Source organism: Arthrobacter agilis (genome assembly GCF_030816075.1).
GTDB classification, from domain to species: domain Bacteria; phylum Actinomycetota; class Actinomycetes; order Actinomycetales; family Micrococcaceae; genus Arthrobacter_D; species Arthrobacter_D agilis_E.
Map to the genome: position 1 here is coordinate 135,979 of NZ_JAUSXO010000001.1, position 21,422 is coordinate 157,400.

Annotated in this window: 20 protein-coding genes; 5 read left to right on the forward strand and 15 right to left on the reverse strand. The window is 68.2% G+C overall.

Annotated features, from left to right (window positions below; translation table 11 throughout):
* Nucleotides 1-34: 34 nt before the first annotated feature.
* Genes QFZ50_RS00650 through QFZ50_RS00660 form a run of 3 tightly spaced genes read right to left on the reverse strand, consistent with a single transcriptional unit; the run spans nt 35 to nt 2,212 of the window.
* Nucleotides 35-1,063 (reverse strand): isopenicillin N synthase family dioxygenase, encoded by a 1,029-nt coding sequence (locus QFZ50_RS00650; protein ID WP_307080882.1) that lies wholly within the window; start codon nt 1,061-1,063, stop codon nt 35-37.
* A gap of 44 nt (nt 1,064-1,107) precedes the next feature.
* Nucleotides 1,108-1,551 carry a YkvA family protein gene (locus QFZ50_RS18175; RefSeq protein ID WP_373462232.1) on the reverse strand — a complete coding sequence of 148 codons (444 nt, stop codon included), beginning with the start codon at nt 1,549-1,551 and terminating at the stop codon, nt 1,108-1,110.
* A 16-nt stretch (nt 1,552-1,567) separates the two neighbouring features.
* Nucleotides 1,568-2,212: a TetR/AcrR family transcriptional regulator gene (locus QFZ50_RS00660; protein ID WP_307080884.1), complete on the reverse strand. Its 645-nt coding sequence runs from the start codon at nt 2,210-2,212 to the stop codon at nt 1,568-1,570.
* 64 nt (nt 2,213-2,276) lie between these two features.
* Between QFZ50_RS00660 and QFZ50_RS00665 the strand changes: the two genes are divergently transcribed.
* The 3 genes from QFZ50_RS00665 to QFZ50_RS00675 all read left to right on the forward strand — a co-directional run bounded on the left by QFZ50_RS00665 (nt 2,277) and on the right by QFZ50_RS00675 (nt 5,880).
* Complete coding sequence (locus QFZ50_RS00665) at nt 2,277-3,116, forward strand: ATP-binding cassette domain-containing protein (RefSeq protein ID WP_307080885.1); 840 nt, start codon at nt 2,277-2,279, stop codon at nt 3,114-3,116.
* 3 nt (nt 3,117-3,119) lie between these two features.
* On the forward strand, nt 3,120-5,462 hold the full coding sequence (locus QFZ50_RS00670) for a YhgE/Pip family protein (protein WP_307080887.1): 2,343 nt from the start codon (nt 3,120-3,122) through the stop codon (nt 5,460-5,462).
* Between the two features lie 97 nt (nt 5,463-5,559).
* Nucleotides 5,560-5,880 carry a putative quinol monooxygenase gene (locus tag QFZ50_RS00675; protein ID WP_307080889.1) on the forward strand — a complete coding sequence of 107 codons (321 nt, stop codon included), beginning with the start codon at nt 5,560-5,562 and terminating at the stop codon, nt 5,878-5,880.
* 65 nt (nt 5,881-5,945) lie between these two features.
* Here QFZ50_RS00675 and QFZ50_RS00680 read toward each other — a convergent pair whose 3' ends face one another.
* The 10 genes from QFZ50_RS00680 to QFZ50_RS00725 form a co-directional block, all read right to left on the reverse strand.
* The gene (locus QFZ50_RS00680) at nt 5,946-7,037 is read right to left on the reverse strand and encodes an aminopeptidase (protein WP_307080891.1); all 1,092 of its coding nucleotides are present in this window, start codon (nt 7,035-7,037) and stop codon (nt 5,946-5,948) included.
* A complete protein-coding gene (locus tag QFZ50_RS00685) occupies nt 7,027-8,532 on the reverse strand; it encodes an FGGY-family carbohydrate kinase (RefSeq protein ID WP_307080892.1) in 1,506 nt (501 codons plus the stop codon). The genes QFZ50_RS00680 and QFZ50_RS00685 overlap by 11 nt, the downstream gene beginning before the upstream one ends.
* A 17-nt stretch (nt 8,533-8,549) precedes the next feature.
* Nucleotides 8,550-9,362 (reverse strand): BtpA/SgcQ family protein, encoded by an 813-nt coding sequence (locus QFZ50_RS00690; RefSeq protein WP_307080895.1) that lies wholly within the window; start codon nt 9,360-9,362, stop codon nt 8,550-8,552.
* Nucleotides 9,363-9,432: 70 nt separating this feature from the next.
* A complete protein-coding gene (locus QFZ50_RS00695; RefSeq protein ID WP_307080898.1) occupies nt 9,433-10,326 on the reverse strand; it encodes an NAD(P)-dependent oxidoreductase in 894 nt (297 codons plus the stop codon).
* Nucleotides 10,327-10,391: 65 nt separating this feature from the next.
* Nucleotides 10,392-11,003 carry a DAK2 domain-containing protein gene (locus QFZ50_RS00700; RefSeq protein WP_307080900.1) on the reverse strand — a complete coding sequence of 204 codons (612 nt, stop codon included), beginning with the start codon at nt 11,001-11,003 and terminating at the stop codon, nt 10,392-10,394.
* Between the two features lie 5 nt (nt 11,004-11,008).
* A complete protein-coding gene (locus tag QFZ50_RS00705; RefSeq protein WP_307080902.1) occupies nt 11,009-12,010 on the reverse strand; it encodes a dihydroxyacetone kinase subunit DhaK in 1,002 nt (333 codons plus the stop codon).
* Nucleotides 12,011-12,024: 14 nt separating this feature from the next.
* The gene (locus QFZ50_RS00710) at nt 12,025-13,113 is read right to left on the reverse strand and encodes an ABC transporter permease (protein WP_307080904.1); all 1,089 of its coding nucleotides are present in this window, start codon (nt 13,111-13,113) and stop codon (nt 12,025-12,027) included.
* 2 nt (nt 13,114-13,115) lie between these two features.
* The gene (locus tag QFZ50_RS00715) at nt 13,116-14,159 is read right to left on the reverse strand and encodes an ABC transporter permease (protein WP_307080906.1); all 1,044 of its coding nucleotides are present in this window, start codon (nt 14,157-14,159) and stop codon (nt 13,116-13,118) included.
* Nucleotides 14,156-15,673, reverse strand: coding sequence for a sugar ABC transporter ATP-binding protein (locus tag QFZ50_RS00720; RefSeq protein ID WP_307080908.1), 1,518 nt, complete (start codon nt 15,671-15,673; stop codon nt 14,156-14,158). The genes QFZ50_RS00715 and QFZ50_RS00720 overlap by 4 nt, the downstream gene beginning before the upstream one ends.
* A 75-nt stretch (nt 15,674-15,748) precedes the next feature.
* The gene (locus tag QFZ50_RS00725) at nt 15,749-16,792 is read right to left on the reverse strand and encodes an autoinducer 2 ABC transporter substrate-binding protein (RefSeq protein WP_307080910.1); all 1,044 of its coding nucleotides are present in this window, start codon (nt 16,790-16,792) and stop codon (nt 15,749-15,751) included.
* A 218-nt stretch (nt 16,793-17,010) separates the two neighbouring features.
* On the opposite strand from QFZ50_RS00725, the gene QFZ50_RS00730 reads away from it, so the two are divergent.
* On the forward strand, nt 17,011-17,763 hold the full coding sequence (locus QFZ50_RS00730; protein ID WP_307080912.1) for a DeoR/GlpR family DNA-binding transcription regulator: 753 nt from the start codon (nt 17,011-17,013) through the stop codon (nt 17,761-17,763).
* A gap of 78 nt (nt 17,764-17,841) precedes the next feature.
* Here QFZ50_RS00730 and QFZ50_RS00735 read toward each other — a convergent pair whose 3' ends face one another.
* Nucleotides 17,842-18,405 carry a GNAT family N-acetyltransferase gene (locus QFZ50_RS00735; protein WP_307080914.1) on the reverse strand — a complete coding sequence of 188 codons (564 nt, stop codon included), beginning with the start codon at nt 18,403-18,405 and terminating at the stop codon, nt 17,842-17,844.
* Nucleotides 18,406-18,471: 66 nt separating this feature from the next.
* Entirely contained in the window at nt 18,472-20,280 is a 1,809-nt protein-coding gene (locus QFZ50_RS00740; RefSeq protein WP_307080916.1) for a bifunctional metallophosphatase/5'-nucleotidase, read from the reverse strand.
* A gap of 157 nt (nt 20,281-20,437) precedes the next feature.
* Between QFZ50_RS00740 and QFZ50_RS00745 the strand changes: the two genes are divergently transcribed.
* Nucleotides 20,438-21,421 carry an alpha/beta hydrolase gene (locus QFZ50_RS00745; protein ID WP_307080918.1) on the forward strand — a complete coding sequence of 328 codons (984 nt, stop codon included), beginning with the start codon at nt 20,438-20,440 and terminating at the stop codon, nt 21,419-21,421.
* The last annotated feature ends 1 nt before the right edge of the window (nt 21,422 follow it).

A 21,422-nucleotide genomic window follows, 5' to 3' on the forward strand; every position in this document is an offset into this window, starting at 1 on the left:
GTGTCCGGTGCCCGCCCGGAGGCGGGGGGCCCGATTACTTGCGGGCGAGTTCGGGGTAGTGGATCTCGGTGACGTCCGGGTGGGCCCGCAGGCGGCCCTTGAGCATGTTGGAGCCGTAGGAGGACAGCATCGGGTTCTCGGGGTCGTCCGAGAGCCCGCGGGCTGCGGCCTTCAGGTCCTCGGCGAGCGGCACGGGCTCGATCACGGCGTCCAGGCGCGGTGACCAGAAGAACGGGATGGCATAGCGGTCCACGCCCGGCGCCGGCGCCGTGACGCGGTGGATGGTCGCCGCGAGGTAGCCCTCGGTGGCGACCTCGAGCATCTCGCCCAGGTTGACCACGAGCGCCCCGGGGATCGGCGTGACCGGCACCCATTCGCTCGCACTGTGGGGGAGCACCTCTAGGCCGCCCACCTCGTCCTGCAGGAGGAGGGTCACGAAACCGTAGTCGGCGTGCGCGCCCACGCCCTGGGAGCCGGCACCCTCGACGACGCCGCCCACGTAGTGGACGAGCTTGGCCATCCAGGCCGGGCTGCCCTCGAAGGGCTCCGCGAAGTAGTCCTCGGGCAGGTGGAGGGCGACGGCGATGGCCGAGAGCAGTTCGGCGCCCACGGTGGACATCAGGCCGGCCCAGGCCATGGCCTGTTCCTCGAGGGCCGGCAGGGCCTCCCGTGGCCAGAGGTTCGGTCCCTGGAGCAGCCAGTAGGGCTCGTCGGCGGGGTAGTCGGTGAGCGGCTCGCGCTCCGGGGAGAAGTCGATCTGCTCGCGGGCGTCGGGGCGGCCGCGGGTGATCTCGGTGCCGAGACCGGCGTAGCCGCGGAAATGCGGGCTGGTGCGGTTGTCCAGGGTGAGCCGCTCCTCGAGCGGGAGGTCGAAGAAGCGGCGCGTGATGGAGAACAGGTCGTCCACCTGGGTGGGTGCGGCGCCGTAGTTGATCACATGGAAGAAGCCGACGGTGTGGGCGGCGTCGCGCAGCTCGTCGATGAATGCGGGGTTGAAGGATCCATCGGCGGAACGTGCGGTACTGAGGTCAAGGGTGGGGATCGATCCCGGAGAGTGCTGCATGCGCAGGACGTTACGCCCGTTGAAAAGGCCCGTTCGCCTTTAGGTTACGTCGTATTGCGGCGCACCCCGCCCGTGTCGGGGTGCTCGATGCCCGCCAGCCGGCGCAGCAGGCGGAGCCCGCCGTCGGACCCCGGCCAGTGCCGCTCCAGCGCCGTGGGACCTGCGCTCCGCACGACGGCGCGCAGGACGGCGGCCACCAGCACGACGTCGTCCGCGTAGCCGATGACGGGCAGGAAATCCGGGACGAGGTCGATCGGCAGGATCAGGTACACGGCCAGTGCCCAGAGCAGCAGGCGCGCCCACCACGGCACGGCGCGGTCCGTGGCGAGGCGGCGGACGAGTCGCAGGACGTCGGCTCCGAGGCGCAGCACGTCGGTGAGCGAGAGGACCTCGGGGTGCCGCCGTGCGTAGACGGCCAGGGCGAGGAGGAACAGGGCGTAGGCGCCGAGGAGGGCGAGTGCCGACCGCAGCAGGAGCTCCATGTCCATGCGCGTGCCTCCGGGTCTAGTGTGCGAGGGCCGCGTGGAGGACCGCCGCGATGCTCTCGGTGACCTGGTCCTCCGTGACCGCCTCCGGATCGGCCGCGCACTCCACGGCCATGCCGTTCACGGTGGCCAGGAGGATGGTCGCGAAGACGGTGTAGTGCTCCGGGTCCGACGGCGCGCCGAAGCCGGCCGCGCGTTCCGCCAGCGTGGTGGCCAGCAGGGTGCGCCGCATGCGTCGGTGCTCGCGGAACACGGCACCCACCTCGGGGTCGCGGCCGGCCTGCAGGGCGAACTCGACGACGAGCGCGTGCCAGCGCTGCTCCCGCAGCACGCCGCGGGCGAGATAGCGCGCGGTGTGCAGGACGGTCTCGTCGAGGGAGGTGATCCGGTCCACCTGGCTGAGGACGTCGGCCGCGGTGTCGGCGAGCCGCTCGCTCAGGAGGGTGGCGAAGAGCTCCTGCTTGGAGCCGAAATTGGAGTAGACGGCGCCCTTGGTGTAGCCGGCGCGTTCGGCGATGGTATCGAGCCGTGCGGCGACGTACCCGATCTCCTCGAAGACCTCGAGTGCCGCGGCGAGCAGTCCCGCCCGGACGTCCTCACGGCGCGGTCGCCGTCGTGGCCTGCCCGCCGTCGTACTGCCGTTGTCCGTGTTCGTGGTCGTCATCCGTCCTCCTGGGATTAGGATACCATTGGTATTGAATACTTCTGGTATTGAAATGAAGGATCACATGACCGTCTCCCAACCCGTCCCGCCCGCCGAGCGCCCCGCCGACGGCGCGCCCGCCATCTCCGTCGAGGGTCTGACCCTGCGCGCGGGGAAGCGGACGATCTTCGAGGACGTCACCTTCGACGTCCCGGCCGGGTCCCTCGCCGTCCTCGCCGGCCCGTCCGGCACGGGCAAGAGTCCCCTGGCGCTCGCACTGGCCGGACGGCTCACCCCGACCGCCGGGCGCGCGTCCGTCGGAGGGCTCGCACTGCCCCGGCACGCCCGTGAGGTGCGCCGCCGGGTCGCTGTCACAGGCAACGCCACCGTGACGCCGCTCGACGAGACACTCACCGTGAAGCATCACGTGGCAGAGGCCCTCCAGCTGGCGGGCCCGTGGTGGAGGCGCTCCGCCACCCCTGAACGCGTGGACCGCACCATCACCGCGGCCAACGACCTCCTCGGTGCCCTCGAGGACGTGTTCGGTGACGACGATGCCTCCGACCCCCTGGTGCGTGCCCGGCTCCACCGGCGCGAGCTCGTCCGGGACGCCGCCCCTGCCGCGCGCTTCGCGCTGGGCCTCGTCCTCGCACTCGTCTCCGACCCGGACATCCTCGTGGTGGACGACGTCGACCAGCTCCGCACCGTCCGTGAGCGCCGGGCCGCCTGGGCCGCGCTGCTCACGCTCGGACGGATGCGCGACGACGCACGCCCGCTGACCGTCGTCGCGACCTGCCAGGACCGGCAGGAGCTCACGGACGTGCTCGACGCCGGGCACCGCCTCGGCGCCCTGCCCCTTCGACCCGTCATCATCCACGCCCTCGGGGCGTCCTCCGCACCGACCCCAGCACCCGAAATCAGGTAACGCGTGTTCTCCCTGCTCCGCACGGAACTCTCCCGCTTCCGCATCACCCTCACCGCGAAGGCCGCCCTGCTCGTCATCGCGATCATCCCGGCGCTCTACGGCGGTCTCTACCTCGCCGCGAACTGGAACCCCACCGGCAACCTCGAGCACCTGACGGCCGCCGTCGTCGACGAGGACCAGCCAGCCACCGCCACCGGACCGGACGGCGGCGAGAGCACCATCTCGGCCGGCTCCGACCTCGCCGACTCGCTCACCTCCTCCGACGACGCCGGCTTCACTTGGGTCGAGGTCGGCCCGGAGGAGGCGCAGGAGGGCCTCGACGACGGCACCTTCGCGGCGATCCTCGACATCCCGGCCGAGTTCTCGTCGACCCTCGCGTCCGTGGGCGGCGACGCCCCGGCACGGGCCATGCTCGACATCACCACCGACGATGCCGAGAGCTACATCGTGGGCCAGGTGGGCAATACCGTTGCCGCCACCCTGCAGCGGCAGGTGCAGTCCGGCGCCACGGAGGACTACCTCGACAGCATCTACCTCGGCTTCTCCTCGCTCCACGGCAAGCTGGCGGAGGCCGGCGAGGGAGCCGGCAAGATCGCCGACGGCGCCCAGGGTGCGGACGAGGGGTCCGCATCGCTCGTCGTCGGGCTCGGCAGCCTCGTCGACGGCAGCGCCCAGCTCACCACCGGCAGCGCCCAGGTGGCCGGCGGTGCGGCCGATCTCGCCACCGGCGCGGCTGATCTCGCCACCGGCCTCGACAGCCTCGACACCGCGACGGCGGACCTGGTGCCGCAGTCGCAGCAGCTGGCGGACGGCGCCGCATCCGCCGCAACGGGCGGAGCGACGCTCCGCGACGGTGCCGGTGAGCTCGCCACGGGAACGCAGACGGTCGCCGACGGCGCAGCGCAGCTCGCTGACTCGTCCGCCACGTTGGCGCACGGCACCCGGGGTGTGGCCGACGGCGTCACGCAGGTCGGGAACGGGGCACGCTCCCTCTCGGCCGGGGCGACCCAGCTCCAGGACGTCGCCGGACAGGCCGCGGCCGGTACCCGGACCGTGGCCGGCGGCCTCGCCGGACTCGCCGCCAATTACGCCTCCCTCACCGACGCCGAGCGGCTCGCCACCCTCCAGCAGCTGGCCGCCGGCGCCGACAGTGCCGCCACAGGCAGCGAGCAGATCGCCGCCGGCGCCGGAACCCTCGCCGCCTCGGCCTCCGATCTCGCCGCGGGAGCCGGAACCGCCGCCGGTGGCGCGTCCGACGCCGCGGACGGCGCCGACCGCCTGGCAGGGGGCGCCTCCGACCTGTCGCAGGGCGCCGGTGGTGCTGCCGCCGGAGCCGCGCAGGTCTCGCAGGGCGCAGCCGGCCTCGCCGACGGGCTCACCCAGCTCCAGTCCGGCACGGCGACGCTCGCCGACGGCACACCCGCCCTGCGGAACGGGATCGTGTCCGCGTCCGACGGCGCGTCGCAGCTCGCCGCGGGGGCCTCGACGCTCAGCAGCGGTGCCGGGCAGGTCGCCGGGGGAGCGGCGGGCCTCGCCGACGGTTCCAGCCAGGCGTACGACGGCGCGACCCAGCTCGAGGACGGGCTCGGGACGCTGTCCACCGGATCCTCGGACCTCGCGCAGCAGCTCGACCAGGGCGCAGGGCAGGTCCCCGACTACGACGCGGCGCAGCGTGCCGAACTGAGCGGCGTCGCGGCCTCGCCCGTGACGATCGACCGGACGCACGCCAACGCCGTCGACGCCTACGGCGAGGGCATGGCGCCGTACTTCATCCCGCTGGCGCTCTGGGTTGGCGGCATCATCACGTACACCGTGCTCCGGGCCGTCTCGCCGCGGGCCCTGGCGTCCACGGCCGCCTCCTGGCGGGTCTCGGCCGCGGGCTACCTGCAGGGGGCGCTGTTCGCGGTGCTGCAGGCCCTCGTGCTCCTGGGCATCCTGCTCGCGGGCGTGGGGCTGACCACGCCGCACCCGCTGGGGCTGCTGGCCTTCACGGTCCTCACGGCCCTGGTCTTCACGGCCATCCACCAGGCGCTCGTCGCGCTGCTCGGCGGCGTCGGCCGGCTCGTGGCCCTGGTGCTGCTGATGCTGCAGCTCACCTCGGCGGGCGGCACCTATCCGGTGGCGACCTCTCCGGGCTTCTTCCAGTTCATGAGCCCGCTGCTGCCCATGACGCACGCCGTCGAGGGGCTGCGCCACCTGATCGCGGGCGGCGACCTCGGCGTCGTCTGGCTGGCGGCCCTGCAGCTGCTGGTGTTCTTCGTGCTCGCCGCGGGGCTCTCGGTGTTCGCGTCGCACCGCCGGCGCTCCTGGACCATGGAGAAGCTGCACCCGAGCCTCGCCATCTGACAACCGTCGCTCTCTCCACCCCCGGAGCGCATGCGCTCCGGGGGTGGAACCGCCTAGGTTGGAGGGGTACCCGTCCCTATCAGGAAGGCACCACCCCATGATCTTCATCGTCGTCAAGTTCACCGTGAAGCCCGAGTGGAGCGACCGCTGGATCGACCTCACCCGGGGTTTCACCGAGGCCACGCGCCAGGAGCCGGGCAACCTGTGGTTCGACTGGTCGCGCAGTGTCGAGGACCCCAACCAGTTCGTCCTCGTGGAGGCGTTCCAGGACGACGCGGCGGAAGCCCACGTGAACAGCGACCACTTCTCGCAGGCCATGCAGGACATGCCGCAGGCACTCGTGGAGACGCCCGAGATCATCAGCGAACGCATCGATGCGGAGGGCTGGGGCCGGATGGGCGAGCTGACGGTCGGCTAGCGCGACCGGCGGCCGGCGCTCGCATCCACCCGTGTGATGTTCGTGCGCCGGCCGCCGGCCGCCGGTCAGAGGGTGTGTGCCGCGAGCCCTCCCGAAATCACCCCGTCCGCGATGAGGGCAAGATCACCGGCGTAGAGGTAGGAACCCTCTGTCCTGAGGTCCTTCACGATGTCCCAGTGCAGCGATGACCGGTTCACGCCGCCGCACGCCGGGTAGGCACGCCCCAGCGCCAGGTGCATGGTGCCGAGGATCTTCTCGTCTATCAGGAGGTCCCCCGTCGTGGTCGTCATGCCCGCGTTCGTCCCGATACCCAGTTCCCCCACGCGCCGTGAACCGGAATCGGTGTCGAGCAGTTCGCGTACGAACCCCTCGCCGCGCGTGGCCGAGGCCCTGGTGACGGAGCCGCCGTCGAAGCGCAGTTCGAGGTCGGAGATCGCCGTTCCCGCGAACCAGAAGGTCCCGGGGAAACGGATGTGCCCGTCGACGCCGTCATCGAGCGGAGCTGTCGCGATCTCGCCATCGGGCAGATTGGCCTCGCCGGCGAAGCTGATCCAGGTGCGTCCGCCGGTCCTGAAGGTGATGTCGGTGTCGCTGCCCACGACGCGGACCGAGTCCTCCTGCGCGAGAATGGCGCACAGCGCGTCCCACCGCTCGCGAAGTCCGGGCCAGGGTGCAAGGCACCCGGCGAAGAATTCATCGAGCAGCACGTCGTGGTCGGCGCCGATCATCTCGGCCCACTCAGGTGTCGGGATCCGCACCAGGGACCACGTCGTCTCCTCCCAGCGGGCCGTGGAGACGATGCCCTTGCCCCGGCGTTGGGCGGCCAGCCGCACCTCATCGATGGCGTCGTCCGCGGGAGCGGCCATGCCTCTGAACGACACGTGGATGTCCGCCCACCGCAGGGACGCCAGTTCCAGCGGTGCGGGCTCGGCCAGCATGTCCAGTGGTGCATGGGCTACGGCCAGGCGGTCGAAGCGTTCGTCGGTCGCCAGGACCTGGGGGCAGGCGCCCATGCGGTAGCACTGTGCGACGAAGGCTTCGACGGCAGGCATCGCACTCCGATCCGTCATGAAGATCGACACCTTGCTGCCGTGCCCCACGCCCGTGCCGGTCGCGATCTGCGCTGCGAGCAGAGCCCATCGATGGTCATTCCCCATGCAGTCTCTCCGTCCGTCGGGCATTCAGGTCCTTCAGCGAGCGATACAGCTCCCGGTAGTCCTCGTGGTCCGCACACAGGACCACCGAACGGGCCGTGTCGGCCTCGATACTTTGACCGAGCTCGACCCATTCCTTGATCCTGTCCCGGTCCTCGAGCCTGCCGATGGCGAAGGCAGCGAGTGCCGCGTCTCCCAGTGCCGCGCCGTCCGTCACTGCAACGGTCTGGGAGGCACCGGTGATGTCACTGACGCTCTGCGTGAAGATCCGGTTCTTGGTGCCACCGCCGACGGCGATGACCCGCTCCGGCGTCTCTCCGGCAGAGGCGTAGGCGGAGAATGCGTGGGCGATCGAATGCGCCACGCCCTCCATGATCGCCCGTGCGATATCGGAGCGACCGTGCTCCAACGACAGGCCGATCAACGCTCCGCGGCTAGCGGGGTCATGCACGGGTGTCCGCTCCCCGCTGAAGTGGGGGAGTAGCAGCAGGCCCCGGGCACCGGGCGGTGAGCCCTCGGCCAGCGTCAGGAGTCCGGCGAAGAGTTCCTCGTCGTTGACAGCCCGGTCCGGCTCCAAGACGTCCCCCGCCCACCGCGTGAGGGTTCCCGCGGTGGAGGTGCCGGCCGCCAGGACGAAGGTGCCGGGGAAGACGTACGGTGCCGACCACAGCACCTCTCCCCGTAGGGGCGCTTCGGTCACCTTGATCATGTAGGTCGAGGAGCCGTACATCAGCATGAGGTCACCCGGATTCACCACGGACGCGCCCACCGCTTCCGCGGGCGCGTCGACGGCGCCGAAGATGACCGGGGTTCCGGTCGGCAGACCGGTCAGCACGGATGCCTCCCCGGTCACGGTCCCGGCCACGTCCGTGGCCCAGCCCAACTCCGGTAGCTGCTCGTCGCGGACGATGTCCTCGCAGCCGGTGGTGTCCCAGCACTGGCGGTCCAGGTCGTAGAGGGGATGGAAATAGCCCGCGGTGCCGTGGTCCATCGTGGCCCGGCCTGTCAGTCGGGCCACGAGATAGCCGTGGGCGCTGAGGTAGCAACGGGTGGTGGCCGCGATGCGGGGTTCGTTCTGCGCGATCCATGCGATCTTCGGCCCGGCGGACTGGCTGGTCAGGGTATTGCCGCTGCGCCGGACGATCTCCTTCAGGCCGAGCCTGCTCTCCAGATCCCCGATCTCGCGCGATGCCCTGGTATCGATCCCGTACAGGATCCCGGGACGCAGCGGCTTCAGATCGGTGTCGACCGGCAGCACGCAGGGCCCGATCGCGCTGCACCCGACCGCGGCGACGACTCCGTCCAGGGCTGCGGCCGCCGACGCCAGTTCCGAACTCACGGCGGCGAAGTCGGACCACCACACCAGCTCGGCGTCCTGCTCGACGTAACCCTGGCGTGGGGTCGAGATGCCGTGTCGGCGCCGCGCGCGGGCATGCACGACACCATCGACGCCGACGAGCACCCCCTTCGTCTCGAAGGTGCCGACGTCGATGCCCATGAAGAGCTCCACCTCGGCTACAGCGACCGGCGCAGGCGGAGGACCTCTGACATCAGTTCCTGTACGCGCGTGGTGTCTGCCGGCTCCTCGAAGATTCCGTCGGTCTTGAAGTAGGTACCCACGATGGCCGCATCGGCGATCCTCAGTTGTTCGTCGACGTTGGACGCCTTCACCCCGGTGTTGACGATCACCGGCGTGGACCCGGCATTGTCCTTCACGGTCCTGAGGATGCTGGTGTCCGTCGCAGCCCCTGCTGTGAGGCCCGAGACGCACAGCCCATCGGGTCGGCAGTTGAAGACGGTGGACCGGGTGATGTCGGCGATCGTCCGTGCGCCGAGGTAGGAGGCGGCTTCAGGCACGATGTTGAAGAGCAGCCGGACCCCCTCCCCGCCGACCGCCATCCGGCGGCGGGTGGTAGCGCCCACATTGGTGTCCCAGGTCCCGAAATCGGATGCATAGACACCGGTGAAGATCTCCCGGACGAAGGACGCGCCGGTGGCGACAGCCAGGTCGATCGATGCAGCCGCATCCCACAGGACGTTCACCCCGAAGGGCACCCGGATCTCGTCCCTGAGCTCACCGATGATCCTGGCCATCGTGATGGCCGTGATGGGCTCGGTATTCGTCAGGTAGGGCAGACTGAACTCGTTGGAGATGAGGATGCCGTCGACGCCACCGGCCTGCAGTGCCTCCAGCTCACGGCGCGCGTGACCGAGGACTGCGGTGACGCCCCCCTGCCTGTCGTAGGACGGATCGCCGGGAAGCGCCTGCAGGTGGCACATCGCGATCACTGGTTTGGGTACGTCGAAGATGTCATCCAGCCACGTCATGGGAGTCGCTTTCTGTTGGGTGCCCGTCCGCGGAACAGGCAGGGTCTGGGACGAGTCGACCTTGGGGTGGTCAGCGTGGGGGCGCCAGATCGGTGCCCGCTTCCGCGGCGAGGACCTTGATCAGGGCCGATGCGTTCTCCTCGCCCCAGCCGGCGTCGACCGCTTTCCGGATGGTGCCGAGCGTGGCTTCGGTGCCCGGAACGGGGGCGCCGAGACGCTCTGCGAAGGTGCGCACGAGCAATGCATCCTTGAGCATCAGCTTGAGCGCGAAGCTCGGCGAGTAGTCGCCCTCGAGGACCGCACTCCCTACGCCGTCGAAGATGGGAGAGCGGAAGTCGGTCACGGCGAAGACCCCCAGCACATCCCGCAGGTCGAGACCTGCCTTGCTGGCCAGGGTCAGCGATTCACCGAGCGCTTCGAGCTGCGCCGCCACGGCGAGGTTGCCCACCAGTTTCATCCGGGCACCGTTTCCGCCGGCTCCCATGTAGTGGACGGTCTCGCTGATCGGCTTGAGCACGTCCAGAGCCTGGTCGAAGACCGTGCGGTCACCGCCGGCAACGATCCAGAGACCGCCCGCGGCCGCTTCACCTTTGGACCCGAACACGGGTGCGTCCAGGAACCGGATGCCGCGGGCCGCGAAGGCCGCTGCCTCTTCGGCGCTGGTCTCGGGGTCGATGGTGGAGAGGTCGATGACCACGGAGCCGCTGTCTGCCCGTTCCGCTACGCCGCCCGCTGCGAGGACGACGTCGCGGACCGCCCTGTCATCGGACAGGCAGTACATCACGTAGTCGGCCCCCGCCAGCGCTCTACCGAGATCGGGTTCCCATCGGACGCCCATGTCCGTCAGCTCCGCTATATCGCGTGGCGTGCGGTTCCAGACAGTGACCTCGTGGCCCGCGGTGGCCAGGTTCGCGGACATGCCGCGGCCCATGGTTCCCAGGCCTAGATAAGCGACTTTCGACACGACTTCCTACTTTCGATTGTTGGGACACCGGCGCTCCGGTCCGGTGGGGTGCAGGTGGAGTCCGGTCAGTTGGCGGCCTTCCAGGACTGCAGGAATCGCAGGAACGCGGTTGCCCCCGGATCCTGCAACCCGATGCTGCGCTCCTGGAGCCAGGAGGCCCGTCCCCGCCGGGATTGCATCCCGACGGTGTCATTGACACCTCGTTCGGCTGCATCGATGGCTTTCTCCAGCGCGGTGTCGGCGGCATCGCCCACGGACAGCGCCTCCGCTGCGGGGACCAACGCGTCGAGGATGGTCTTGTCGCCCACCTGGGACTTGCCGCGCCGGCCGATGTTCTCACCCGCGGCGGTGGCAAAGGCTCCGGCATCGGCAACGCTGATGGACGTGGACCCGGCCCAGATCCGCGATCCGGCCAGGAGGGCGCCGGCCACCAGGGCCGCCATGGTGGAGGGGTTCGCATTGGCGAACGCCTTGGCGCAGCTCTTCGCGATGTCAGCGGGCAGCGCGTCGTCCGGGAGTTCCTCGAGGGCACTGATCACTGCTCTGGCGCCCAGGGACACGGTGACACCGAGATCGCCGTCGCCGAGTGCGGCGTCGAGGTCCCGCAGCTCATCGGCGTACTGGGTCACCTCGGCGAGGGCGTTGCGTATGGCGGCATTGAGCGCCGATCCGTCCATGATCCTCAGCCCTCCCTGAAGAACGGCGACTCCGCCGGCGCGTTCAGGAGTGCGAGCCGGTCGTCGTTCAGTCGAAGGAGCGAGATTGAGGCCCCCGCCATCTCCAGACTGGTCGCGTATTCACCGATGTAGCGCTTCTCCACTGTCAGGCCGAGCTCGGTGACGATGTGGTGGACCCGGCGGTACAGGACGTAGAGCTCTTCGAGCGGGGTGGCTCCCATGCCGTTGACGAGGACGGCCACCCGGTCGCCGGAGGTCAGGCCGAGGTCCTCCACGAGCGGGTGGACCAAGCGGGTCGCGATCGCGTCGGCGGACTCCAATCGCCCCCTGTGGATGCCCGGCTCCCCGTGGATGCCGATGCCGATCTCCATCTCGTCGTCCGGCAGGTCGAAACTCGCCTTCGCCGTCGTCGGCAGGATCGTCGGCGAGAGCCCGATACCCATGGTCGCGGTGTTCTCGATGATGTCTTGGGCCACCGCGGCGACCGCGCCCAGCCCATCACCGCGTTCGGCGGCGGCTCCGGCGGCCTTGTACGCGAAGACGATGCCTGCGACACCGCGTCGATCAGCGGCGCGTTCCTTCGGTTGGCTCGCGACATCGTCCCTGCCGAGGACCGTACGGGTTTCCACGTCCTCGAGCTCGGCCAGTTCGGCGGCGAGGTCGAAGTTGAGGACGTCTCCGCCGTAGTTGCCGTACAGGTAGAGCACGCCGGCGCCACCGTCCGAGGCCATCGTCGCCTCGAAGATCTGCTGAGACGAGGGTGAGGAGAACACGTTCCCGATCGCGACGGCGGAGCACAGCCCCCTGCCCACATATCCCTTGAAGAGAGGCAGGTGACCGGAGCCGCCGCCGGTGACGATGCCGACCTTGCCGGGCAGGGGGGCGTCCGCTCGCACCAGGATCCGCGGGTCCGTACCGGGGGTGCGCACGAGGTCCGGGTGGGCGAGGATGATGCCTTCGATCATCTCGTCCACGAAGTTCTCCGGGTCGTTGATTATCTTTTTCATGGCTTCCTTCGTCGTTACGGCGTTACCGGAGCGGTGTCCGCGCGGCTCTTGGGGGGTTTGCTCCTCCGGAACCTGAGCTGGTCGAAGACCATCACGGCGATGAGGATGACACCCTGGGCGATGGAGTATTCGTAGGGGGACAGGCGCAGGGCGTTGAATCCGCTCGACACGATCTGCAGTGTCAGGGTCGCCATGACGACGCCGGCGACGGTGGCGAAGCCTCCGCTGGGATTGGTGCCTCCGAGCACCGCGATCACGATGACGAGCAGGACGTAGGAGGAGCCGTAATCTGCGCTTGCGGTCGGGTTGCGCGCTATGAAGACGACGCCGGCGAGCCCTCCCAGAAGACCCGACACCAGATAGGTGCTCATCAGCACCCGGCGGCTGCTGATGCCGGAGTACTTCGCGGCGAGGGCGTTGGCGCCCTGCAACTGTAGCTTCAGTCCCAGCGAGGTCCTGTTCATCAGGATCGCGATGGCCACCGCGATCAACAGGAAGAACAGGAACAGCGCGGGGATCCCGACCACCGTCGTCTTGGCGAACGCGGTCAGCGCTTCGGGCGCACCGTAGAGTGTCTGCCCATTGGTCCACACCACAGCGATCCCGTTGAGGATCTGCATGGTCCCCAGCGTGGCGAGGATGGGGGTGATTCCGACGACGCCGATGAGGAACCCGTTGAACAGTCCGGCGACAGCAGCGGTCACCAGCCCCAACAACACGATGAGTGGCATGAGTGCAGCAGCCTGCCCCGGATCCTGTGCGGCGATACCCGAATAGACCGTGGTGATGGTGACTGCGGCGAAGTTGGCGATCGCGACGATCGAGAGATCGATCCCACCCGTGACCATGGCAAGCATCATCGCCACGGCGAGGATCCCGATCTCGGGCGAGGCGATGGCGATGTTCTCGAGGTTCAGTGGATTCAGGAACACAGCCGGCTTCAGGAGCGCGAAGAGCCCGAAGGACAGGAGGAGGAGGACCAGCATCCTCGTGATACCCCGCTCCCTGCGGATGGTGGCAAGGAATGAGCCGAGACTCTGGTCGAGTTGGGCGTTCAGGCGTCCCAGTGTCGCCGCTTCAGCGTTCTTCTGGTCCAGTGACATCCCTATGCACCCGCCTCTTCATTGACGAATACCCTCTTGGACTGCCGCTTGGCCGAGAGCGCCTGGATACCGACCCCGACGATCAGGAGCACCCCGACGGCGGTCCGCTGCCAGGCGGTGGGCACTCCGACGAGGATCAGGCTGTTGTTGATCAGTTGCACCAGCAGCACGCCCAGCACCGTCCCGAGCACGGAGCCCCTGCCCCCGAAGATGGACGCCCCTCCCAGGACGACCGCGGCGATGATGTCCAGTTCGGTGCCCACCAGCGCCTGCGGGTTGGCATTGCGGCCCAGGATGACGTGGAGGACCCCGGCGAAAGCCGCGAGGACCCCTGCCAGCACGTAGAGCGTGATCTGGATCCTCGTGACGGCGAAGCCTGCGCGGCGTGCTGCCTCCGCATCGCCCCCGACGGCGTAGATGCCCCGGCCGAAGATCGTTCCCCTGAGGAGCCACGCGACCAGGACGCACAGGGCGACGACGGGAACCACGAGCACGTGCAGGAAGGCATCGGTGTTCTCTGTCCGGATGGAGATGATGTTCGCCGTCGACGCCGCCGACATGCTGGCCGGCAGGTCGGCGATGTAGCGCGATCCGATGTATGCGACGAGTATCCCGCGGAAGATGCCCTGGGTTCCCAGGGTGACGATCAGGGTGGAGAGCCTGAACCGTGCGATGACCGCCCCGTTCACCAGTCCCAGGAGCGCGCCCATTCCACAAGCGATGACGAAGATCCCGATGAGACCCGGATCGAAGCCTCCGGCTTCCGCGAGGCGGACCGTCGAATACCCCGCGAAGATCGCGATCGCGGCGAAGGAGACGTCGATCCCGCCGGAGATGATGACGATCAGTACACCGAGGGCGAAGACCGTGGGGACGATGGCGCCCCGGAGGATCGAGAACAGCGTGCCGACGGTGAAGAAGGAAGGGCTGATCAGGGCCATCGCGATGATGAGGACCAGGAGCACGAGGGCGAGGACACCCTCGTTGTTGGCCCCCCGGAGGGTGGACAGGCGGATGTCCCTGATCGGCGCCAGCAGGTCGCTCATGCTGCGGTCCTCTCCTCGATGATTCCGGGCTGGATGTCCTCGCCCACGAGTTCACCGACCACCGCACCCTGCCGGACGATCAGGACCCGATTGCACACGGCGACCAGTTCGGGGACGTCGTCGGAGATGATGATCACGCCCATCCCGCCGTCGGCCTGTTCCCGGAGGACTGTCAGGATCTCCTCCTTGGACCCGACGTCCACCCCGACCGTGGGCCCGTTGAGCATGAGGATGGCGGGGTGGCTTGCGAGCCATTTCGCCAGGACGACCCGCTGTGCGTTTCCTCCCGAGAGGCTCCGGACCGGGGCGGTCACGTTGGGGGCCTTGATGCGCAGCTGGTCGAAGAGCCGCTTGATGGTCTGCGCTACCTTCCGCGTATCGACCAGCAACCCTCTCTTGAGGTGTTTGTCCACTGATCCGGCGATGATGTTGTCGGCGATCGATTTCTCGAGGAAGAGTCCCTGGCTCAGTCGGTCTTCGGGTACGTAACCGATTCCTGCCCTGATGGCATCGTCGATGGAGCGGAGCCGGACTTCGTTGCCGTCCACCAGCACCGACCCGGAGTCGGCGGGCAGCACGCCGAAGAGGCTCTCCGCGATCTCGCCGCGCCCCGAGCCGAGCAGCCCGGTGATTCCGAGGATCTCCCCGCGGTGGAGGGTGAAGGAGACGTCGTGGAAGGCTCCCTGGAGGCTGAGCGAGTCGACAATGAGGACGGGATCCTCGTCGAGTCGTGGCCGGGTGACCAGCCGCGTCTCGTTCACGTCGCGGCCCGTCATGTGCCGGATCAACGACCGGCGGTCGAAGTCGGTGGTGGGCCCGGAGACGACATTCCTGCCGCTGCGCAGGATGGTGAGGTCCTGGGATACCTCCAGGGCCTCCTCGAGCTTGTGGCTGACGAAAACGAGGGCAACGCCGCGTTCCCGCAGGGTCTGGACGACGGCGAAGAGCCGCGCGACTTCGCTGTGGGTCAGCGCGGTGGTCGGTTCATCCATGATGATGATCCGCGCGTCGCTGACGAGGGCACGGCAGATCGCGGTGAGCTGCTTGTCGGCCACGGAAAGGCGTTCCACGTCCTGGTCGAGGTCGAGGTGGATCCCGAGCTCCTCGACGATGCGCTCAGCGGCCGGTCGGGATTTCCGGGCGGAGAAGACCTTGCTGCGGGCGGCCACAGCGGAGGTGAGGACGATGTTCTCGGCGACCGGGAGATTGGGGAAGAGGGAGAAATCCTGATAGATCACCTGGATGCCGGCCTTGATGGCCTGCGCCGGCGTCATGAAGCCGTGGTGCTGCCCGTCGATGAAGATCTCACCGCTGTCGGGCTTCTCAGCGCCGCTGATGATCTTGATGAGCGTGGATTTCCCGCAGCCGTTCTCGCCGGCGATGCAGTGGACGTTGCCGCTCCGCAACGCGAGGCTGACGTCCTCGAGAGCCCTCGCCCCGCCATAGCTCTTGGAGATGTTCCTGACCTCAAGGACGGGAGGAGCGTCGGTGGACGCGGGTGATGAACTCGTCATGGGTTTGTCCTCAGAAGTGGTGAGGGCGGGCGCGGGTCACCCCTCGCCAGCCGTTCACCCGGCCGGTGGTCGCTCCTAGAAGTTGTAGTCCCCGACATTGGAGGCATCGACGACGACGGCCGCGTCTCCGACGACGACATTGTCGAAACCTTCCTGCTTCTTCAGCGAGTTGTACCCTTCGATGCCGAGGTCCGTGCCGTCCCCGACCTCCTCGCCGTCCGCGAGAAGCTGCGCGATCTTCAGCTGTGCCTCACCGGCAAGTGCAGGATCCCAGAAGAAGATCTTGTCGATCGATCCGTCCTCGAGGTACTTGCTGGCCACGGACGGGATGCTGGTGCCCATCACGCAGACCTCGTCCTGCTTGCCCGCTTCCTGGACGGCCCGTGCGATGCCTGCGACATCGGTGCCCGCCGAGCCCTGGAATCCCTTGATGTCCGGGTGCTTCGCCAGCACTTCCTTGGCCCTGTCGTAGGCGACGTTCTCGTCCTCCTTGCTCTCGATCGGTCCCTCGACGCGAGTGAGGTCGGGGTAGGTCGATTCCTGCTGCTCGAGCGCTCCGCCGACCCAGTCCATGTGGGTCTTGGCGGTAAGGCCGCCGACGAAGGAGACGTATTCCCCCTGCTCGCCCATGCACTCGGCGAGGTTGTCCATGATCTGGGCGCCATAGGCCTTGTTGTCGAAGGCCTCGATATCCATGTCGGCATTCTTGATGCCGCTCGCCTCGTGGGTGACGACGACGATTCCCTGCTCGCGGGCCTGGGTGAGGACGTTCTCCAGCCCCTCCGGCGAGTTCGGGACCACGGTGATAGCCGTCGGTGCCTGCGGGATGAGGTCCTGGATGAGCTGGATCTGCTTCTCCGGGCTCGCGTCGTCGGCGCCCTCCTGGCGGGCGTCGATACCCGTGGTCTCGGCGAAGTTGTCGACGCCTTCCTCCATGCGGTCGAACCAGCCCACACCGCTGATCTTGACGACGGTCACCATCGTCATATCCTCGGGGGCCGCTGATGCATCGCCTTCGCCTTCTGCTGCTGCGCCCCCACCGCCGGTCGTCCCGCAGGATGCAAGGAGCATCGCGACAGCACCAAGGGACAGGATCTGGACGGACTTGATGTGCTTCATCTTCACTCCTTTGTGAAAGGCGATGCAGCGATCTGCTGCAGCAGAGCAGGCAATCAAGGGTGGATCGAGATGAACTGTAGGGTTTTCTGCGCGAAAATGTCAACGAATCTGCACTGAATTTGCACGATCAGATTCCGTTCTCGCGCGGAAATGCGTGATATCGCGCAAAACGCGCGTTAGCATGATCGAAACGGCCGCTCCCGACGTCAGGATCATGCATGTCCCGCCAAGCGAAAATCATCGAGATCCTCGAGGAGGAGGGCTTCCAGTCGGTGGTCACATTGGCTGATCGCCTCAAGGTGAACCCTTCGACGATCCGGCGGGAGTTCGAGAAGCTCGAGCGGATGGACCTGATTCAGCGGACGCATGGCGGCGCGCACCCGGTCAGGCAGACCGACACCCCGTCGCTGATCAAGGAGTCGCTGCATCACCGGGAGAAGCAAGCCATCGGCAGGGCGATGGCGGACAAAGTGCTGGACGGCCAGACCATCCTGCTGGACAGCGGGTCGACGACGCTTGAGGTGGCGAAGCATCTCGATCATTCACGGCTCACGGTCGTCACGAACGATCTGCGGATCGGTCTGGAGATCGCCAACCGGCAGAGTGCGCACCTCGTCATGATCGGCGGTGAGCTACTGCCCAATGTGTATACGCTGTGGGGTCCGTCATCTATCCAGCAGATCGAGCATCTGCGCGTGGACGTGGCGATCTTCGGAGCGGATACCGTGGACGAGCAGGGCATCTTCAACACGAGCAGCTACGAGCTGGAACTCAAGCGCACGATGCGGTCCATCGCGAAAGAGGCCTTCTTCGTGGCTGACAGCTCCAAATTCGGGCGGGAAGCACTCTTCAAGGTGTTCGGGCTGGATGAGTTCACTGCCGGGCTCACCGATGATCTGCTCGACCCGATCCGCGCTTCCCACTTCCCCATCCCGATCATCAGCGTCGACCCGGAGCGGGTGCCCCGCTGACCCGAATCCCGGCTGTCGCTGACGGACGCGCACGTGCTGCCCTGTGCGCAGGACCCCGGCGGCTAGCGCAGCCGGTGCTCAGGCTGCGCTCACCGCACCCGCCGCAGCTGCAGGAAGCGCCTGCTGCAGGATGAAGTCGTCCTCGAACCGGTCGCCGAGACGGAACCGCTTGGTGCCGACTTCTCGGAATCCGTGCTTCGTGTAGAAGCGGATGGCGCGGGCGTTCTCCTGGTTCACGCCGAGCCAGACGCCCGGCAGTCCCGAGGCGGCGGCGAGCTCCAGGGTCGCGCCCATCAGGGCGGCGGCCAATCCCCGGCCGTGGTGGTCGGGGTGCACGTAGAACTTGCTGAGCTCCACGACGGGCGAGATCGACAGCGCGGACAGCACGTCGGCGTCCGTGGGCTGGTCCAGGACGATCATGCTCCAGCCCACGATCCCGCCCTCGTCGCGGAGACAGAGGATGGTGTGCCCCGGCAGCCCGGCGAGGGCCGCGAACCGTTCGGCCGAGAGGTTCGTCTCGATGTGCCGGCGGATGTCCTCGGGGCGGGAATCCGGCGGGCAGGCGAGGGGGAAGGTGATGGCGGCGCAGGCTGCCAGCGCGGCGGCGTCGTCGGCCGTCGCCGTCGAGATGTCGATGGTCATGCCTCCAATCTAGGACGAACGACAGCAGGACGCGGACCGGAGTCCGCGTCCTGCTGCCGGGATGCGTCAGGGCTGGCCGAAGACCGGCGCACCGTCGCGGGTGAGCTTCCAGTTCTCCTCGAAGAACGTGGCCGGGTCGATCGTGCCCTCGGAGATGAGGTAGTCGATCAGGAGCTGGCGGATCTCCGTCGTCTGGTTCACGAGCACGGGCGCCGTGGCGATGTGCGGGAAGTTGCCGCCGCCGGACTGCCGGTAGTTGTTCGTAGCCACGGCGAAGCGCTGGGCCGGATCGATCGGTGCCCCGGCGTAGCTGAGGTTCACGATCCGCTGCCCGACGGGCTTGCTGATGTCGATGTCGTAGGAGACACCGGACATCATGTCGTAGTTGTAGTCGGGCGTTCCCCCGGCGTTGGTGAGAGTCGCAGGATCCACCGTGGCACCCGGAGCGGTCTGGGCGAAGTACTTCGCCGAGTACTCGAGGTAGTCCTTGACCTGCGCACCCGTCAGTTCGACGCCGAAGAGCGTGTTCGGGAAGACGTACAGCCCCGCCATGTCACGGATGGTCACCGGGCCCTCGGGGATCACGGCGGCCCGGTTGAAGGGCGCCACGATGGAGAGGACCGGCAGGTCGGCGTTCGGCGTACCCTCGAGTGCCTTGTCCACAGCACCGGCCTGGACCGTGTTCACGAAGTCCATGACGGCCGTGTCGCGGATGCGGGCGTCTGCCGCGGACATGGTGTCAGTCGCGGTGCCGATCGGCGTGTTCACGTAGTCGATGACGCGCTGGTGCTGGTCGGCGACGATCGCTGAGACCTTCGGGTCGGCCGGCACTGTATTGGCGTTCAGTAGTTCCGAGTTCGCGGACGTGACGTCCCACTGACCGCGGACCTTCGTCAGTTCGAAGTCCATGACGGACAGGCGCATGCCCCAGTTCTTCGGCTCGGTCAGGAGCACCTGCTCACCGGTCTGCCTGTTCGTGACGAAACGCTCGGGGATCTCCTCGTGGGCGTGGCCCACGAGGACGGCGTCGATGCCCGGAACCTGCTCGGCGAGCTGGGTCGAGGCGTTCTCCAGGGGCAGGTCCCCGCCGTAGGAGGAGGTGCCGGAGGTGCCGGAGTGCGAGCTGACGACGACGACGTCCGCGCCGGCCGCCTTCATCTCCGGCACGTACTTCTCGGCCTGCTCCACGATGCCGGGGAAGCGGAGCTTGCCCTCCACGTTGTTCTTGTCCCAGATGGCGATGCCCGGGTTGGTGAGGCCGAGGATGCCGACCCTGATGGGCTTCTGGCCCTTGAGCTTGACCGTCTTGATGACGTACGGGGTGAATGCGTCCGCGCCCGTGGCCGCGTCCTTGACGTTCGCGCCGAGCAGCGGGAAGTCGAGCTGGTCCTCGTACTTCCTCAGCAGCGGCAGCCCGTAGTTGAACTCGTGGTTGCCGAGGGCCGCGGCGTCGTAGTCCATCGCGTTCATGGCCGCAGCCATGGGGTGGGTCTCGCCGGACTCCGTGACGGGCTCCACGTTGGCGAAGTAGTCCGTGAGCGACGTGCCCTGGATCGTGTCGCCTGCATCGATGAGGAGCGTTGACTCCTCACCGCGGTCGGCGCGGACCTGGTTGATGAGGCCCGAGACCTTCGCGAGTCCGACGTCGTTGTGCGCGGCGTCGTCGTACTCCGCGTTGGTGAAGTAGTCCCAGTTCTCGATGTAGCCGTGGAGGTCGCTGGTGCCCAGGACGGTGATCGAGACCGTCGGGTCCTTGGGGCCCTTGCTCCCGCCGGGTGCGGCGGTGGCGGCGGGGGCGAGTCCGATGGCTGCGACGCAGCCGAGGGCGACCGCCGCGACGACGCGGCGGTGCCCCCTGGTGAAACTTTGTGACACGTGAAATCAGCTCCTGTAGGAATGCGGTGGCAGCAGCCTACCGGTGACGGGTGACACACTGGTGACGCCGGCCTTGCTCCGAATGAACGGAGGGCGTCCGGCGCAGGGCGCCCCGCTCCGGGCCGCCCGCTGGGAGCCGGACCGGGAGGACCAGGATTTGACGCACGCACAGCAGCAGGACGACTACCGGGAGGACGTCCTCGGTCCCGGGTACGAGGTGCGGACACTCCCGCTGCGCCCGGACGACGAGGGCGAGGTGGTGGCCACCCTGATCCGCAGCACCGTTCCCGGCGGGTCCCGCAGGGCCGTGCTCTACGTCCACGGTTTCGTCGACTACTTCTTCCAGACGCACCTCGCCGACGCCTGGCACGACGCCGGCTTCGACTTCTACGCCGTGGACCTCCGCAAGTACGGGCGGTCCCTGCGCGAGCACCAGACCCCGAACTACATCACGTCCCTCGAGGACTACGACGAGGAACTGGACGAGGCGGCCCGCATCATCCGCGAGGACGAGGGCCACGACGTCCTCGTGGTCATGGGGCACTCGACCGGCGGGCTTGCCACCTCACTCTGGGCACATCGGCGCCGTGGGCGGGGGATCGTCGACGCACTCGTCCTGAACAGCCCCTGGTTCGATCTCAACGCGAGCCTGTTCCAGCGCACCGTCGGAACAGCGGCGGTGCACCGGATCGGGACGCTCAGGCCCCGCACCGTCGTCGGGAGGCTCGGCACCTCCTACGGCCACTACCTGCACCGGGAGACCGGCGGGGAGTGGGACTACAGCCTCACCTGGAAACCGCACGGCGGGTTCCCGGTCGTCGCCGCCTGGCTGGCCGGCGTCCGCCGGGGACACGCGGAGCTCAGCCGCGGGCTCGCCATCGACTGCCCGGTCCTGGTCGCGTGTTCCGACGCCACCTCGAACCCGGCCAAGGAGCCAGCACGCGTCTCGTCGACGGATGTGGTGCTCGACGTCGCGCACATCGCCCGCCGTGCGCCGGGGCTCGGGCGCCTCGTCACAGTGGTGCGGATCGCGGGTGGGATCCATGACCTCACCCTCTCGCCGGAGCCGGCCCGCTCCACGTTCTTCACGGAACTGGCGCGTTGGCAGGAGGCGTACGTCCCGGCGTCCCTCGACCGGTGAC

Excerpts from the sequence above, each read along its gene's own strand:
- QFZ50_RS00650 (WP_307080882.1), bottom strand. The coding sequence starts at position 1,063 with ATGCAGCACTCTCCGGGATCGATCCCCACCCTTGACCTCAGTACCGCA.
- QFZ50_RS18175 (WP_373462232.1), bottom strand. The coding sequence starts at position 1,551 with ATGGACATGGAGCTCCTGCTGCGGTCGGCACTCGCCCTCCTCGGCGCC.
- QFZ50_RS00660 (WP_307080884.1), bottom strand. The coding sequence starts at position 2,212 with ATGACGACCACGAACACGGACAACGGCAGTACGACGGCGGGCAGGCCA.
- QFZ50_RS00665 (WP_307080885.1), top strand. The coding sequence starts at position 2,277 with ATGACCGTCTCCCAACCCGTCCCGCCCGCCGAGCGCCCCGCCGACGGC.
- QFZ50_RS00675 (WP_307080889.1), top strand. The coding sequence starts at position 5,560 with ATGATCTTCATCGTCGTCAAGTTCACCGTGAAGCCCGAGTGGAGCGAC.
- QFZ50_RS00680 (WP_307080891.1), bottom strand. The coding sequence starts at position 7,037 with ATGGGGAATGACCATCGATGGGCTCTGCTCGCAGCGCAGATCGCGACC.
- QFZ50_RS00685 (WP_307080892.1), bottom strand. The coding sequence starts at position 8,532 with ATGGGCATCGACGTCGGCACCTTCGAGACGAAGGGGGTGCTCGTCGGC.
- QFZ50_RS00690 (WP_307080895.1), bottom strand. The coding sequence starts at position 9,362 with ATGACGTGGCTGGATGACATCTTCGACGTACCCAAACCAGTGATCGCG.
- QFZ50_RS00700 (WP_307080900.1), bottom strand. The coding sequence starts at position 11,003 with ATGGACGGATCGGCGCTCAATGCCGCCATACGCAACGCCCTCGCCGAG.
- QFZ50_RS00705 (WP_307080902.1), bottom strand. The coding sequence starts at position 12,010 with ATGAAAAAGATAATCAACGACCCGGAGAACTTCGTGGACGAGATGATC.
- QFZ50_RS00710 (WP_307080904.1), bottom strand. The coding sequence starts at position 13,113 with ATGTCACTGGACCAGAAGAACGCTGAAGCGGCGACACTGGGACGCCTG.
- QFZ50_RS00715 (WP_307080906.1), bottom strand. The coding sequence starts at position 14,159 with ATGAGCGACCTGCTGGCGCCGATCAGGGACATCCGCCTGTCCACCCTC.
- QFZ50_RS00720 (WP_307080908.1), bottom strand. The coding sequence starts at position 15,673 with ATGACGAGTTCATCACCCGCGTCCACCGACGCTCCTCCCGTCCTTGAG.
- QFZ50_RS00725 (WP_307080910.1), bottom strand. The coding sequence starts at position 16,792 with ATGAAGCACATCAAGTCCGTCCAGATCCTGTCCCTTGGTGCTGTCGCG.
- QFZ50_RS00730 (WP_307080912.1), top strand. The coding sequence starts at position 17,011 with ATGTCCCGCCAAGCGAAAATCATCGAGATCCTCGAGGAGGAGGGCTTC.
- QFZ50_RS00735 (WP_307080914.1), bottom strand. The coding sequence starts at position 18,405 with ATGACCATCGACATCTCGACGGCGACGGCCGACGACGCCGCCGCGCTG.